The sequence below is a fragment of the Paraburkholderia caribensis genome, from assembly GCF_002902945.1.
Taxonomy (GTDB): Bacteria; Pseudomonadota; Gammaproteobacteria; order Burkholderiales; family Burkholderiaceae; genus Paraburkholderia; species Paraburkholderia caribensis.
Genome location: NZ_CP026101.1, coordinates 2,393,543 through 2,407,914, shown reverse-complemented (window position 1 = coordinate 2,407,914; position 14,372 = coordinate 2,393,543). Strand labels below are relative to the sequence as shown.

14 protein-coding genes and 1 tRNA gene are annotated in these 14,372 nt (G+C 61.8%); 14 read left to right on the top strand and 1 reads right to left on the bottom strand.

Going from position 1 to position 14,372, the window contains the following annotated elements; genetic code table 11:
* Positions 1–125 precede the first annotated feature (125 nt).
* Positions 126–1,676 carry a 2-isopropylmalate synthase gene (locus C2L66_RS10680; protein WP_036003799.1) on the top strand — a complete coding sequence of 517 codons (1,551 nt, stop codon included), beginning with the start codon at positions 126–128 and terminating at the stop codon, positions 1,674–1,676.
* 129 nt (positions 1,677–1,805) lie between these two features.
* On the opposite strand, the gene C2L66_RS10675 is transcribed toward C2L66_RS10680, so the two are convergent.
* Positions 1,806–2,330, bottom strand: a complete 525-nt coding sequence (locus C2L66_RS10675; RefSeq protein WP_054930065.1) for a hypothetical protein — start codon at positions 2,328–2,330, stop codon at positions 1,806–1,808.
* Positions 2,331–2,507: 177 nt separating this feature from the next.
* Between C2L66_RS10675 and C2L66_RS10670 the strand changes: the two genes are divergently transcribed.
* The 13 genes from C2L66_RS10670 (at position 2,508) to nuoF (ending at position 14,367) form a co-directional block, all read left to right on the top strand.
* On the top strand, positions 2,508–3,788 hold the full coding sequence (locus tag C2L66_RS10670) for a branched-chain amino acid ABC transporter substrate-binding protein (RefSeq protein ID WP_060600188.1): 1,281 nt from the start codon (positions 2,508–2,510) through the stop codon (positions 3,786–3,788).
* A 169-nt stretch (positions 3,789–3,957) separates the two neighbouring features.
* On the top strand, positions 3,958–4,230 hold the full coding sequence (gene rpsO, locus C2L66_RS10665) for a 30S ribosomal protein S15 (RefSeq protein ID WP_036003805.1): 273 nt from the start codon (positions 3,958–3,960) through the stop codon (positions 4,228–4,230).
* 316 nt (positions 4,231–4,546) lie between these two features.
* Positions 4,547–6,685 (top strand): polyribonucleotide nucleotidyltransferase, encoded by a 2,139-nt coding sequence (pnp, locus tag C2L66_RS10660; protein WP_054930067.1) that lies wholly within the window; start codon positions 4,547–4,549, stop codon positions 6,683–6,685.
* Between the two features lie 126 nt (positions 6,686–6,811).
* Entirely contained in the window at positions 6,812–7,828 is a 1,017-nt protein-coding gene (locus C2L66_RS10655) for an NAD(P)H-quinone oxidoreductase (protein WP_036003809.1), read from the top strand.
* Between the two features lie 155 nt (positions 7,829–7,983).
* Positions 7,984–8,763 carry a triose-phosphate isomerase gene (gene tpiA / locus C2L66_RS10650; RefSeq protein ID WP_060600190.1) on the top strand — a complete coding sequence of 260 codons (780 nt, stop codon included), beginning with the start codon at positions 7,984–7,986 and terminating at the stop codon, positions 8,761–8,763.
* Between the two features lie 87 nt (positions 8,764–8,850).
* The gene (gene secG, locus C2L66_RS10645) at positions 8,851–9,240 is read left to right on the top strand and encodes a preprotein translocase subunit SecG (RefSeq protein ID WP_036003813.1); all 390 of its coding nucleotides are present in this window, start codon (positions 8,851–8,853) and stop codon (positions 9,238–9,240) included.
* 113 nt (positions 9,241–9,353) lie between these two features.
* Positions 9,354–9,438, top strand: a tRNA-Leu gene (locus C2L66_RS10640).
* Between the two features lie 171 nt (positions 9,439–9,609).
* Positions 9,610–9,969 (top strand): NADH-quinone oxidoreductase subunit A, encoded by a 360-nt coding sequence (locus tag C2L66_RS10635; protein WP_007588164.1) that lies wholly within the window; start codon positions 9,610–9,612, stop codon positions 9,967–9,969.
* Between the two features lie 62 nt (positions 9,970–10,031).
* Positions 10,032–10,511, top strand: coding sequence for a NuoB/complex I 20 kDa subunit family protein (locus tag C2L66_RS10630; protein ID WP_027819582.1), 480 nt, complete (start codon positions 10,032–10,034; stop codon positions 10,509–10,511).
* Between the two features lie 21 nt (positions 10,512–10,532).
* Entirely contained in the window at positions 10,533–11,135 is a 603-nt protein-coding gene (locus C2L66_RS10625; RefSeq protein WP_036003817.1) for an NADH-quinone oxidoreductase subunit C, read from the top strand.
* A 9-nt stretch (positions 11,136–11,144) separates the two neighbouring features.
* The gene (locus C2L66_RS10620; protein ID WP_054930070.1) at positions 11,145–12,398 is read left to right on the top strand and encodes an NADH-quinone oxidoreductase subunit D; all 1,254 of its coding nucleotides are present in this window, start codon (positions 11,145–11,147) and stop codon (positions 12,396–12,398) included.
* A gap of 158 nt (positions 12,399–12,556) precedes the next feature.
* Positions 12,557–13,042 carry an NADH-quinone oxidoreductase subunit NuoE gene (nuoE, locus tag C2L66_RS10615; RefSeq protein WP_036003823.1) on the top strand — a complete coding sequence of 162 codons (486 nt, stop codon included), beginning with the start codon at positions 12,557–12,559 and terminating at the stop codon, positions 13,040–13,042.
* Positions 13,039–14,367, top strand: coding sequence for an NADH-quinone oxidoreductase subunit NuoF (gene nuoF, locus C2L66_RS10610; RefSeq protein WP_054930071.1), 1,329 nt, complete (start codon positions 13,039–13,041; stop codon positions 14,365–14,367). The genes nuoE and nuoF overlap by 4 nt, the downstream gene beginning before the upstream one ends.
* Positions 14,368–14,372 lie beyond the last annotated feature (5 nt).

Here is a 14,372-nt window from a genome sequence, read left to right as displayed (position 1 = left end):
GCCGCGCTGATCGTTTTCGCCCTCCGTCTGCCTCGTTCGTTGTTTAGCGTCGCCTGCGGTGGTGGCGCAAACACTCGAATTCCGTTTTCCAATTCAAACTGACCGAATCCCCCTGGAGACCCGAGATGGCAGACAAGCTCATCATTTTCGATACGACGTTGCGTGACGGCGAACAATCGCCCGGTGCGTCGATGACAAAGGAAGAAAAGATCCGTATCGCGAAGCAACTCGAACGGATGAAAGTCGACGTGATCGAAGCAGGCTTCGCCGCCAGCTCGAACGGCGACTTCGACGCGATCCACACGATCGCCGGCATGATCAAGGACAGCACCATCTGCTCGCTCGCTCGCGCGAACGACAAGGACATCCAGCGCGCCGCCGACGCCCTGAAGCCCGCCGACCACTTCCGCATCCACACGTTCATCGCGACGTCGCCGCTGCACATGGAAAAGAAGCTGCGCATGACGCCCGACCAGGTGTTCGAGCAGGCGAAGCTGGCCGTGCGTTTCGCGCGCAAGTTCACGAATGACGTCGAATTCTCGCCGGAAGACGGCAGCCGCTCGGACATGGACTTCCTGTGCCGTGTGCTCGAAGCCGTGATCGCGGAAGGCGCGACGACCATCAATATCGCCGACACCGTCGGCTACGGCGTGCCGGAACTGTACGGCAACCTCGTGAAGACGCTGCGCGAACGCATTCCGAACTCCGACAAGGCCGTGTTCTCGGTGCATTGCCATAACGACCTCGGCATGGCCGTCGCGAACTCGCTGGCAGGCGTGCAGATCGGTGGCGCGCGTCAGGTGGAGTGCACGGTCAACGGTCTCGGCGAACGCGCGGGCAACACGTCGCTCGAAGAAATCGTGATGGCGGTGCGCACGCGCAAGGACTACTTCGGCCTCGACCTCGGCATCGACACGACACAGATCGTGCCGGCATCGAAGCTCGTCTCGCAGATCACGGGTTTCGTCGTGCAGCCGAACAAGGCAGTAGTCGGCGCGAACGCGTTTGCGCACGCATCGGGCATCCACCAGGACGGCGTGCTGAAGGCGCGCGACACCTACGAAATCATGCGCGCGGAAGACGTGGGCTGGACCGCGAACAAGATCGTGCTCGGCAAGCTCTCGGGCCGCAACGCGTTCAAGCAGCGTCTGCAGGAACTGGGCATCTCCCTCGACAGCGAAAGCGAACTGAACCTCGCGTTCCAGCGCTTCAAGGAACTCGCCGACCGCAAGTCCGAGATCTTCGACGAAGACATCATCGCAATCGTCACGGAAGAATCGGCCGAAGCCCAGGAAAAGGAGCATTACAAGTTCGTGTCGCTGTCGCAGCACTCGGAAACGGGCGAGCGGCCGCATGCGCGCATCGTGTTCTCGGTCGCGGGCAAGGAAGTGGTCGGCGAAGCGAACGGCAACGGCCCCGTCGACGCGACGCTGAACGCGATCGAAACGGAAGTGGGCAGCGGTTCGGAACTGCTGCTGTACTCGGTCAACGCCATTACGACGGGCACGCAGGCGCAAGGCGAAGTGACCGTGCGTCTGTCGAAGGCGGGGCGCATCGTGAACGGCGTGGGCACTGACCCGGATATCGTCGCCGCATCGGCGAAAGCGTATATCTCGGCGCTGAACCGTCTGTATGCCGGACACGATAAGCTGAATCCGCAACGCTCGGAAATCTGATCGGCGTTTGTGCGGTTGATCGTAGTAAGAAAAACCCCGCTGCGGCGGGGTTTTTCTTTGCGACTGCGACAGGAAAAGTCATGAAAAAGCCGCCTCGCAAGGCGGCTTTCCGATTTGCGCCGAAGCAACTCAGAACAAGCTGCGGCGATCCGGATCGTGCAGCGGATCGGGCGTCTTTTGAGTCAGACGCAGGATGCCCTGATCGTCGAAATAGAAGCTGTACATCATGTACCAGACGTTGTCTTCCAGATAGCGGTACGTCCACACCTCGCGCTTCATCAGCGGGAAGTAATTCGTTTCGACCGGGCGTCCGAAGTTGACGAGCACGTCGTCGCGCGTCCATTTGCCGATTTCCGCGCGATAGAACTCGTTCGGCTGCAGCACCTGGCGCACGTTCACGATCTTGCCCGAGGCGTCGACGTCGGCGGCCGTGGTGGTTTCGCCCATCGGCTGCGTTGGCCACATCAGGCGCTTGCCGCCGTTGGGCAGGTCGTACACTTCGCGCGGCGGACCGAGGCGGGCGACGATCGTCGACTGATCCGCGCCCGCCTGATAGTTCTGCCAGGGCTGCGCGCAGCCAGCGAGCAACACGGCGCAGGCAAGAACGGCCAGCGCGCCGCGCGCCGGGCGCCCGAACGAAAGGCGGTTGAACATGACACCTCCGGTGGTGTTCGATGAGTGGTTGTTGTTCCAGGCTGATATTTTGACACGCGCCACGTCAAAAGATTTTCGGGCATTCGCCCTGCGGAACGGGCCTTCGCGCGCGATTCGCTTGCTTGAGCCCCGCGCGCCGTCCTATGATCCGCGCTTCGATCGACAGATGAGACGCTGATGAAAGCAAAGTGGGCAAAGGCGATAGCGACCGCGATGATGCTGGCGGCGACGGTTCCAGCCGCCAATCTGCATGCGCAAAGCGCGCCGGCTGGCGCGCCGATCCGTATCGCGATGATCGAAGGCATGTCCGGCCCGTTCGCGAACGCGGGCGCGGCTGTCGAGCGAAACCTGCGATTCGGCGTCGAAACGGTCAATGCGCGCGGCGGCGTGAAGCTCGCGGACGGCGCGCATCCGCTCGAACTCGTCGTGCTCGACAGCAAGGGCAGCGCGGAAGAGGCGCTCGTGCAACTGCGCGCAGCCGCCGACAAACACATCGGCTTCATCGCGCAAGGCAACAGCTCGGCCGTGGCGGCCGCCTTGCTGACGGCGATCGACAGGCAGAACACGCGCGAGCCGGACAACCGCGAGCTGTTTCTGAACTATTCCGCCGACGACCCGGCGCTCACCAACGCGAATTGCAGCTTCTGGCATTTCCGCTTCGACGCGCATGCCGGCATGCGGATGGACGCGCTCGCCGATGTCATCCAGCGCGACAAGTCGGTGAAGAAAGTCTATCTGCTGAATCAGGACTACAGCTTCGGACATGACGTGAGCACGCTGGCGCGGGCGGCGCTCGTCGCGAAGCGGCCGGACGTCGCAGTGGTCGGCGACGAGTTTCATCCGATCGGCCGCGTGAAGGATTTCGCGCCGTACATCGCGAAAATCCGCGCGAGCGGCGCCGATGCCGTGATTACGGGCAACTGGGGCAACGATCTGACGCTGCTCGTGAAGGCGGCGCGCGAGCAAGGCCTCGACACGAAGTTCTACACGTTCTACGGCAACAGTCTGGGCGCGCCGGCCGCACTCGGCGACGCGGGCGTCAAGCGCGTGATCGCCGTGGCCGACTGGCATCCGAACGCGGGCGGCGCGGCGTCGGACGCGTGGTACGCGTCGTTCCGGCAGCGTTTCCCGGCTGCGCCGGACGATTACCCGGTGCTGCGCATGCCGCTGATGATCGAGATGCTGGCGGCGGCGATGGGCCGTGCGGGCAGCGCGCAGCCGGAGAAGGTCGCGAAGGCGCTCGAAGGGATGAAATACGACAATGGTTTTCATGCGTCGTGGATGCGCGCCGACGACCACCAGCTGATCCAGCCCCTTTACGTGATGGAGATGGACAAGGCAGGGACGCCGGGCGTCCATTTCGACAACGAAGGCTCGGGTTACGGCTTCAGAACGGTGCTGGCGCTGCCGCCCGAGCGCACGGTGCCGCCTGCGACGTGCCGGATGAGGCGGCCCTGAGCCGGTGTGAAAGTCCGGCCGTGGCCGGGTTCAGGCCGGCCGGGCGCGCGGCCCGAAACGGCGGGGTTCGCCCGATGAACACGCTGTGCTACAATACGCGACTCGTTTTGTTGTAACCCACGGCACGGCCTTTCTTCCGTGACCGCCTGTCGATTCAAAGGAAATCAACATGTCCGTAGCTGAAACCACCAAGAAATCCGACGTCGTCGCGCAATTCGCACGCGCTGCTAACGACACCGGCTCGCCCGAAGTTCAGGTCGCTCTGCTGACCACGCGCATCAACGAACTGACGGTCCACTTCAAGGCCCACACGAAGGACCACCACAGCCGCCGCGGTCTGCTGCGCATGGTGAGCCGTCGTCGCAAGCTGCTCGACTACCTGAAGGGCAAGGACGCTGATCGTTACCGCGCTCTGATCGAGAAGCTGGGTCTGCGTAAGTAATCCGGCGCATCGGACTTTCTGTCAGCAAGATGCCTGTGTCAGTTCCGCTGATACAGGCATTTTGTTTTTCAACGGTGCGCTTCGTGTGAGGTTTGCCGTTGATACCGCCCGTGAGGCGTGCCGGTTGCGCCGCGGGTAAAACGAAATAAAGCCGGGCTTCAGGGTAGGGCGCTGTGTCATTCCAGCGGTTCGCGTGCAAACAGTTGCAGCCACGTGATTCTCTGGAATGGCATAACACTCCTCTACCCGAAAGGTTCGGTCCTGACGGTGCCGCGCGCGGTTTTGCGCGGCATGACCAAAAGATCAAGGAGGACAAATGTCTCTGTTTAACAAGGTCGTCAAAGAGTTCAAGTGGGGCCAGCATACGGTCCGCATGGAAACGGGTGAAATCGCCCGCCAGGCGAGCGGCGCGGTGCTGGTCGACGTCGAAGACACCGTCGTGCTGGCTACTGTGGTCGGCGCGAAGACGGCAAAGCCGGGCCAGGACTTTTTCCCGCTGACCGTCGATTACATCGAAAAAACCTATTCCGCAGGCAAGATTCCCGGCGGCTTCTTCCGCCGCGAAGGCCGCCCGTCGGAAGGCGAAACGCTGATTTCGCGTCTGATCGACCGTCCGCTGCGTCCGCTGTTCCCGGAAGGCTTCTACAACGAAGTGCAGGTCGTCATCCACGTGATGTCGATCAACCCGGAAGTCCCCGCCGACATCCCGGCGCTGATCGGCGCATCGGCGGCGCTCGCGGTCTCGGGCCTGCCGTTCAACGGGCCCGTCGGTGCTGCGCGCGTCGCGTACATCAACAACGAGTACGTGCTGAATCCGACCCGCTCGCAAGTCAAGGAATCGCGTCTGGACCTCGTCGTCGCCGGTACGGAGCGCGCGGTGCTGATGGTCGAATCCGAAGCGGATCAACTGCCGGAAGACGTGATGCTGGGCGCTGTCGTGTTCGGTCACGAGCAGATGCAAACGGCTATCGACGCGATCCACGAACTGGTCCGTGAAGGCGGCAAGCCCGAGTGGGACTGGCAAGCGGCGCCGAAGAACGAAGCGCTGATCGCGCGCGTCAACGAAATCGCGGGCAACGAACTGCTGTCGGCATATCAGACGCGCGACAAGCAGGCTCGCTCGGCCAAGCTGAAGGCAATCTACGCAGCCACGCAAGCCAAGCTCGAGGAAGAAGCAGCGGCGGCGGGCACGGTGGCAGCCGACAAGGCATCCGTCGGCAACGTGCTGTTCGACATCGAAGCCAAGATCGTCCGTTCGCAGATCCTGAACGGCGAGCCGCGTATCGACGGCCGCGACACGCGCACGGTTCGCCCGATCGAAATCCGCACGGGCGTCCTGCCGCGCACCCACGGTTCGGCGCTGTTCACGCGTGGCGAAACGCAGGCGCTGGTCGTCGCGACGCTCGGCACGAAGGGCGATGAGCAGATCATCGACGCGCTCGAAGGCGAGTACCGCGAGCGCTTCATGCTCCACTACAACATGCCCCCGTTCGCAACGGGCGAAACGGGCCGCGTCGGCTCGCCGAAGCGCCGTGAAATCGGCCACGGCCGTCTCGCGAAGCGCGCGCTGGTCGCGTGCCTGCCGAGCGCCGAAGAGTTCGGCTACTCGATCCGTGTCGTGTCGGAAATCACGGAATCGAACGGTTCGTCGTCGATGGCTTCGGTGTGCGGCGGCTGCCTCGCACTGATGGACGCCGGCGTGCCGATGAAGGCGCACGTCGCCGGCATCGCAATGGGCCTGATCCTCGAAGGCAACAAGTTCGCGGTGCTGACCGACATCCTCGGCGACGAAGACCACCTCGGCGACATGGACTTCAAGGTGGCGGGCACGGAAGCTGGCGTGACGGCACTGCAGATGGACATCAAGATCCAGGGCATCACGAAGGAAATCATGCAGGTCGCCCTCGCGCAGGCGAAGGAAGGCCGCTTGCATATCCTCGGCAAGATGACCTCGGCGGTGTCGGGCGTGAACACGGAACTGTCGGCGTACGCACCGCGCATGATCACCATCAAGATCAATCCGGAAAAGATCCGCGACGTGATCGGCAAGGGCGGTTCGGTGATCCGCGCGCTGACGGAAGAAACGGGCACGACGATCGACATCTCCGACGACGGCGTTGTCACGATCGCGAGCACGAGCAGCGAAGGCATGGCCGAAGCGAAGAAGCGCATCGAGAACATCACGGCGGAAGTCGAAGTCGGCCAGGTCTACGAAGGCACGATTCTCAAGCTGCTGGACTTCGGCGCGATCGTCAATTTGCTGCCGGGCAAGGATGGTCTGCTGCACATCTCCGAAATCGCTAACGAGCGTATCAAGGACATCAACGACTATCTGAAGGAAGGCCAGCAAGTGAAGGTCAAGGTCATCCAGACGGACGAGAAGGGTCGTGTGCGTCTGTCGGCGAAGGCGCTCCTGAACGAAGCAGCACAAACGGAGCCGACGCCGCAGCAATAATGCGGTGAAGGTGGAGCGGCCGGTAGCGCAACTGCGCGCCGGCCGTTTTTCATGTAGGGTGGATTGCAGTGCGAACGGGTTTGCACGGCCGGTTTGCAGCGCAATCCAGACCTGGGAGAGACGACGATGAACGCAATCGAAATCACCGAATTCGGTGCGCCGGAAGTCTTGAAGCTCGCCGAGCGGCCGATGCCTGAACCAAAAGCGGGTGAAGTGCTGATCAAGGTGTCGGCGTCGGGCGTGAACCGCCCGGACGTGTTCCAGCGCAAGGGCGGCTATGCACCGCCGCCGGGCGCATCGGACCTGCCGGGGCTGGAAGTGGCGGGCGAAATCGTCGGCGGAAACATCGACGAGAAGCGCAATCCGTTCGGTCTGAAGATCGGCGACCGTGTGTGCGCGCTGATGGCGGGCGGCGGCTATGCGGAATACGCCACGGTGCCGCTGCTGCAATGTCTGCCCGTGCCGAAGGGCTTTTCGGATATCGAAGCGGCGGCGTTGCCCGAGACATTTTTCACCGTCTGGAGCAATGTTTTTGACCGTGCGATGCTCGGCAGAGGCGAGGGCGGCGAGAACGAGACGTTTCTGGTGCAGGGCGGATCGAGCGGCATCGGCGTGACGGCGATCCAGATTGCTCATGCGCTCGGCTTTCGCGTGTTCGCGACGGCCGGCACCGACGAGAAGTGCCGCGCGTGCGAGGAAATCGGCGCTGAGCGGGCGATCAACTACAAGACGGAAGATTTCGTCGAGGTGATCAAGTCGCTCACGAACGACCGCGGGGTTGACGTGATCCTCGACATGGTCGCGGGCAGCTACGTGCCGCGGGAACTGAAGGCGCTCGCCGACGGCGGCCGTCTCGCCATCATCGCGCTGCTGGGCGGCGCGAAGGCGGAAGTGAATCTGAACGACATTCTGCGTCGCCGGCTTACCGTCACGGGGTCGACGCTGCGTCCGCGGCCCGTCGAATTCAAGGCGAAGATCGCGGCGCAACTGAAAGAGCGTGTATGGCCGCACCTGGAAGACGGCACGATCAAGCCAGTGATCTTCAAGGTGTTCCCCGCCAGCGAAGCCGCGCAGGCGCATGAGCTGATGGAGAGCAGCACGCACGTCGGCAAGATCGTGTTGAATTGGGGTGCGGGTGCTTGACAGCGGTCGTTTAATTGAGTTTGACCCAGTCTGTCAGCACACAGTAAAATCGCGTGTTTTGCGCGTTCTGCATGGTTTTTGCATGCGGAGCGGGTACCGAGCGCCGACGAAGCGGACGCGTTCATCACCCGTACCACGATAAAACGAGCGAGACGATGGCGAATCAACGAGCAAAACTGGTAGTCGGTAACTGGAAGATGCACGGCCGGCTGGCCGATAACCGTGTGCTGCTGCAGGCGGTATCGCGCGGCGCCGCAGATCTTCCGGACGATGTGCGAGTCGGCGTGTGCGTGCCGTGTCCCTATCTGGCGCAGGCGCAAACGCTGCTCGAAAGCGGTCGCGTCGCGTGGGGCGTGCAGGATATCTCCGCGCACACGCAAGGCGCATTTACCGGCGAGGTCGCGGCCGAAATGGCCGCAGAGTTTGGCGCGTCGTACGCGATCGTCGGGCATTCGGAGCGTCGTGCGTATCATCGCGAAAGCCCTGAGGTCGTCGGCGTGAAGACGCAGCGTGCGCTCGAGGCAGGCTTGACGCCGATCGTGTGCGTCGGCGAAACGCTTGAAGAGCGCGAGGGTGGCAGGACCGAGCAGATCGTCGGTGAGCAACTGGATGCGGTGCTCGTGAATCTGTCGGTGGAAGAGGCGGCTCGCCTCGTGGTCGCGTATGAGCCTGTGTGGGCAATCGGCACTGGCAAGAGCGCGACGGCGCAGCAGGCACAGGACGTTCACGCGTTCCTGCGCGCGCGTCTCGTTGCCAAGGGCGGCGAGGCCGCCGACGTGCCGCTGCTGTATGGCGGCAGCGTGAAGCCGGAGAACGCGGAAGATCTGTTCAGCCAGCCGGATATCGATGGCGGCCTGATTGGTGGTGCGTCGTTGAAGGACAAGGATTTCCTGGCAATCTGCACGGCAGCTGTCGCGGCAACGGCCGCGCGCTGAGCATCAAGGCAGAGTGCCTGGGCGAGGATGACCCATTGCGTGCAGCATGTCGTGCTGTGCGGTTAAATAAAGACTCAGGTGAGTGTGATGCTGTATTTGAAAACGTTGATCATTGTCGTGCAGTTGCTGTCGGCGCTTGGCGTCATCGGCCTCGTGCTCCTGCAACACGGCAAGGGTGCCGACATGGGCGCGGCTTTTGGTAGTGGCGCGTCGGGCAGTCTCTTCGGCGCGACAGGTTCTGCTAATTTTCTGTCACGTACCACTGCGATACTGGCAGCTGTATTCTTCGTCACCACGTTGACATTGACCTACCTCGGCGCTTATCACTCGAAGCCTTCCGCGGGCGTACTGGGCAGCATGCCGGCAGCGGCGCCTGTGGCTGCCTCGGTTGCGCCTGGTGCTTCGGCACCGGCTAATGCATCGGCTGCAATTGCTGCGTCTGCAGCTTCTGCGCCAGGCCAGGACGTGCCGAAATAAATTTTCGGGAAAAACACGTTTGTGCGTTGAACAAACTGTTAGGCCGGGTTACAATTCAAGTCTTGAAGCGATTCGCGGGTTTTACAAGTTTGTTTTCCCGGATTGCAGACAGTGCCGACGTGGTGAAATTGGTAGACACGCTATCTTGAGGGGGTAGTGGCGAAAGCTGTGCGAGTTCGAGTCTCGCCGTCGGCACCAATGTTATCTAATGCCAGCCGCTTGCTTCAGCTTCGGCTGGCATTTTCACTTCTGAGGTGGTGTTTGCTGTGGGCTTTCAACATCAAGCATCCCGAAGTGTTTCGCGTCAGGGGTTGTTCCGCGTAGTCAACGTCTCCTGACGTCACTCAGAACCAACCGATTGAGGATACTTTGAACCTCGCAGCCTATTTCCCCGTCTTGTTGTTTCTCCTCGTGGGCACCGGTTTAGGCGTAGCACTGGTCAGTATTGGCAAGATCCTCGGTCCGAATCGACCGGACACCGAAAAGAACGCACCGTACGAGTGCGGCTTCGAAGCATTCGAAGATGCGCGCATGAAGTTCGATGTGCGCTACTACCTGGTCGCCATTCTCTTCATCATCTTCGACCTTGAAACGGCATTCCTGTTTCCGTGGGGCGTGGCCCTGCGCGATATCGGCTGGCCGGGCTTCATCTCGATGATGATTTTTCTGCTCGAATTCCTGCTGGGCTTCGCCTATATCTGGAAGAAAGGCGGCCTCGACTGGGAATGACGGGTTAATCGCCGGTGTGTGTAGGTGGCGATGGCTCGCCGCCTGTCTGGAGTGGAAAACAAATGAGTATCGAAGGGGTCTTGAAGGAAGGGTTTGTCACCACCACGGCTGACAAGCTGATCAACTGGACGCGTACCGGCTCGCTCTGGCCGATGACGTTCGGTCTCGCGTGTTGTGCGGTCGAGATGATGCATGCGGGCGCTGCCCGTTATGACCTTGACCGTTTCGGCGTGGTGTTTCGTCCGAGTCCGCGTCAGTCGGACGTGATGATCGTCGCCGGCACGCTGTGCAACAAGATGGCGCCTGCGCTGCGCAAGGTCTATGACCAGATGGCCGAGCCGCGTTGGGTGATCTCGATGGGTTCGTGCGCGAACGGCGGCGGCTATTATCACTACTCGTATTCGGTGGTGCGTGGCTGTGACCGTATCGTGCCCGTCGATGTGTATGTGCCGGGCTGTCCGCCCACAGCTGAAGCGCTGGTGTACGGCGTGATCCAGTTGCAGGCGAAGATCCGCCGGACCAGCACCATCGCCCGTCAATAAAAGCCCAAGCCTCCCCACAATATGGCAAGCAAACTCGAGACCCTCAAAGCGAACCTCGAGGCGGCCTTTGGCGGCCGCCTGACGAGCATCACCGAATCGACCGGTGAGTTGACCATCGTCGTGAAGGCGGACGATTACCTCGAAGTGGCAAAGCGTCTGCGCGACGACGCGACGCTGCGTTTCGAGCAGTTGATCGACCTCTGCGGTATCGACTATCAAACCTACGGTGAAGGCGCTTACGAAGGTCCGCGTTTTGCCGCCGTCCTGCATCTGCTGTCCGTCTCGAACAACTGGCGCGTGCGCGTGCGCGTGTTCGCGCCGGACGACGAAGTGCCGCTCGTCGCGTCGGTCGTCGACATCTGGAGTTCGGCCAACTGGTACGAGCGCGAAGCGTTCGACCTGTACGGCATCGTCTTCGAAGGTCACCCGGACCTGCGCCGCATCCTGACCGATTACGGGTTCATCGGTCACCCGTTCCGCAAGGATTTCCCTGTTTCCGGTTATGTCGAGATGCGTTACGACCCGGAAGAGAAGCGCGTCGTCTATCAGCCGGTGACGATCGAGCCTCGGGAAATCACGCCGCGCGTGATCCGCGAGGATCGCTATGGCGGCCTGAAACACTAAGAGAACGCCATGGCAGAGATCAAGAACTACACGCTCAACTTCGGTCCGCAGCACCCGGCAGCGCACGGCGTGCTGCGCCTCGTGCTCGAACTCGACGGCGAAGTGATCCAGCGCGCCGATCCGCACATCGGCCTCCTGCATCGCGCGACGGAAAAGCTCGCGGAAAACAAGACTTTCATTCAGTCCGTGCCGTACATGGATCGTCTCGACTACGTGTCGATGATGGTCAACGAGCACGGCTACGTGTTGGCCATCGAAAAGCTGCTCGGCATCGATGTGCCCATCCGTGCGAAATACATCCGCGTGCTGTTCGACGAAGTCACGCGCGTGCTGAACCACCTGATGTGGATCGGCGCGCACGCGCTCGACGTCGGCGCGATGGCTGTGTTCCTGTACGCCTTCCGCGAGCGCGAAGACCTGATGGACGTGTATGAAGCGGTGTCCGGCGCACGGATGCACGCGGCTTACTATCGTCCGGGCGGCGTGTACCGCGATCTGCCGGACGCGATGCCGCAATACAAGGCATCGAAGATCCGCAATGCGAAGGCCTTGTCGAAGATGAACGAGACCCGTCAGGGCTCGCTGCTCGACTTCATCGAGGACTTCTTCAACCGCTTCCCGAAGTGTGTCGACGAGTACGAAACGCTGCTCACCGACAACCGTATCTGGAAGCAGCGTCTGGTCGGCATCGGCGTCGTGAGCCCGGAGCGCGCGCTGCAACTGGGCATGACGGGCGCGATGCTGCGCGGCTCGGGCATTGAGTGGGATCTGCGCAAGAAACAGCCGTACGAAGTGTACGACCAGATGGATTTCGACATTCCCGTCGGCGTGAATGGCGACTGCTATGACCGCTATCTGGTGCGCGTCGAAGAAATGCGTCAATCCACGCGCATTGCGAAACAGTGCATTGAATGGCTGCGCAAGAATCCCGGTCCTGTGATGACCGACAATCACAAGATCGCACCGCCGTCGCGCGTGGGCATGAAGTCGAACATGGAAGAGCTGATTCACCATTTCAAGCTCTTCACGGAAGGCTTCCACGTGCCGGAAGGCGAAGCATATGCGGCCGTCGAGCATCCGAAGGGTGAGTTCGGCATCTATCTCGTGTCGGACGGCGCGAACAAGCCGTACCGCCTCAAGATTCGTGCGCCGGGTTATGCCCATTTGTCCGCGCTCGACGAAATGGCGCGCGGCCACATGATCGCGGACGCCGTGACGATCATCGGCACACAGGACATCGTGTTCGGTGAAGTGGATCGCTAAGCGGATGTCGTAAGCGATTTTCATCAAGGCACGCGCTCACGTGGCCGATAAGCATGAGAAGCGGAGCGCGCGTCAAGCAAAGGAACGCCGGGTCTGTCGCAACACGCAGTGCGCGACAGGTTTTCGTTCGGTAGGAATTGAAAGAGTCGTGTCTGAAAATGATCTCAGCTGAAGGCCTGAAAGAAATCGATCGCGCGATCGCAAAGTATCCCGCCGATCAGAAACAGTCTGCCGTGATGTCGGCGTTGGCGGTCGGTCAGGAAGAGCTTGGCTGGCTGTCGCCCGAACTCATGCAGTTCGTCGCGGACTATCTCGGCATGCCGGCCGTCGCCGTGCAGGAGGTTGCGACCTTCTACACGATGTATGAGACGTCGCCCGTCGGCAAATACAAGATCACGCTCTGCACGAACCTGCCGTGCCAGCTCGGCCCCGACGGCGGTTCGGACAGCGCCGCCGAATATCTGAAGCAGAAGCTCGGCATCGACTTCGGCGAAACCACCGCGGACGGCAAATTCACCCTCAAAGAGGGCGAATGCATGGGTTCGTGCGGTGATGCGCCCGTGCTGCTCGTGAACAACCATCGTATGTGCAGCTTCATGAGCCGCGAGAAGATCGACCAGCTCCTCGAGGAACTTTCGAAATGACGTCTTTACACGATCGTCACATCAAGCCGCTGATTCTCGCCGGTCTGAACGGCGACAACTGGCATCTTCAGGACTACGTCGAGCGCGGCGGCTACAAGCAGCTGCGCCGTATCCTCGAAGAGAAGATTCCGCCCGAGCAGGTGATCGCCGACGTCAAGGCTTCGGGTCTGCGTGGCCGCGGCGGTGCGGGCTTCCCGACCGGCCTGAAGTGGAGCTTCATGCCGCGCCAGTTCCCGGGGCAAAAGTACCTCGTCTGCAATTCGGACGAAGGCGAGCCGGGCACGTTCAAGGATCGCGACATCCTGCGCTGGAACCCGCACTCGCTGATCGAAGGCATGATCATCGGCGCGTACGCGATGAACATCTCGGTCGGCTACAACTACATTCACGGTGAAATCTTCGAAGTCTATCGACGCTTCGAAGCAGCCCTCGAAGAAGCGCGCGCAGCGGGCTTCCTCGGCGACAACATCATGGGCTCGGGCTTCTCGTTCGAGCTGCACGCGCATCACGGTTACGGCGCGTACATCTGTGGCGAAGAAACCGCGCTGCTCGAATCGCTGGAAGGCAAGAAGGGCCAGCCGCGCTTCAAGCCGCCTTTCCCGGCGAGCTTCGGCGTGTACGGCAAGCCGACCACGATCAACAACACGGAAACCTTCGCGGCCGTGCCGTTCCTGCTGGCCGTCGGCCCGCAGAACTACCTCGAGATGGGCAAGCCGAACAACGGCGGCACGAAGATCTTCTCGGTGTCGGGCGACGTCGAGCGTCCGGGCAACTACGAAGTCCCGCTTGGCACGCCGTTCGCGACGCTGCTGGATCTCGCGGGCGGCATGCGCGGCGGCAAGAAGATCAAGGCCGTGATTCCCGGCGGTTCGTCGGCACCCGTGATTCCGGGCGAGCTGATGATGCAAACCGACATGGACTACGACTCGATCGCCAAGCAAGGGTCGATGCTGGGTTCGGGCGCCGTCATCGTGATGGACGAGACGCGCTGCATGGTGCGCTCGCTGCTGCGCCTGTCGTACTTCTATTACGAGGAGTCGTGCGGTCAGTGCACGCCGTGCCGCGAAGGCACGGGCTGGCTGTATCGCGTCGTGCATCGCATCGAGCACGGTCTGGGCCGCAAGGAAGATCTGGATCTGTTGAACTCGGTCGCCGAGAACATCATGGGTCGCACGATCTGCGCGCTCGGCGATGCGGCTGCGATGCCGGTGCGGGGCATGCTCAAGCACTACTGGGACGAATTCGAGTATCACGTCGCCAACAAGCGTTGCGTGGTCGGCGGTCATGCCGGCGCGGCGGCGGCCTCGGAAACGGTCGCCGCGTAAAGCGG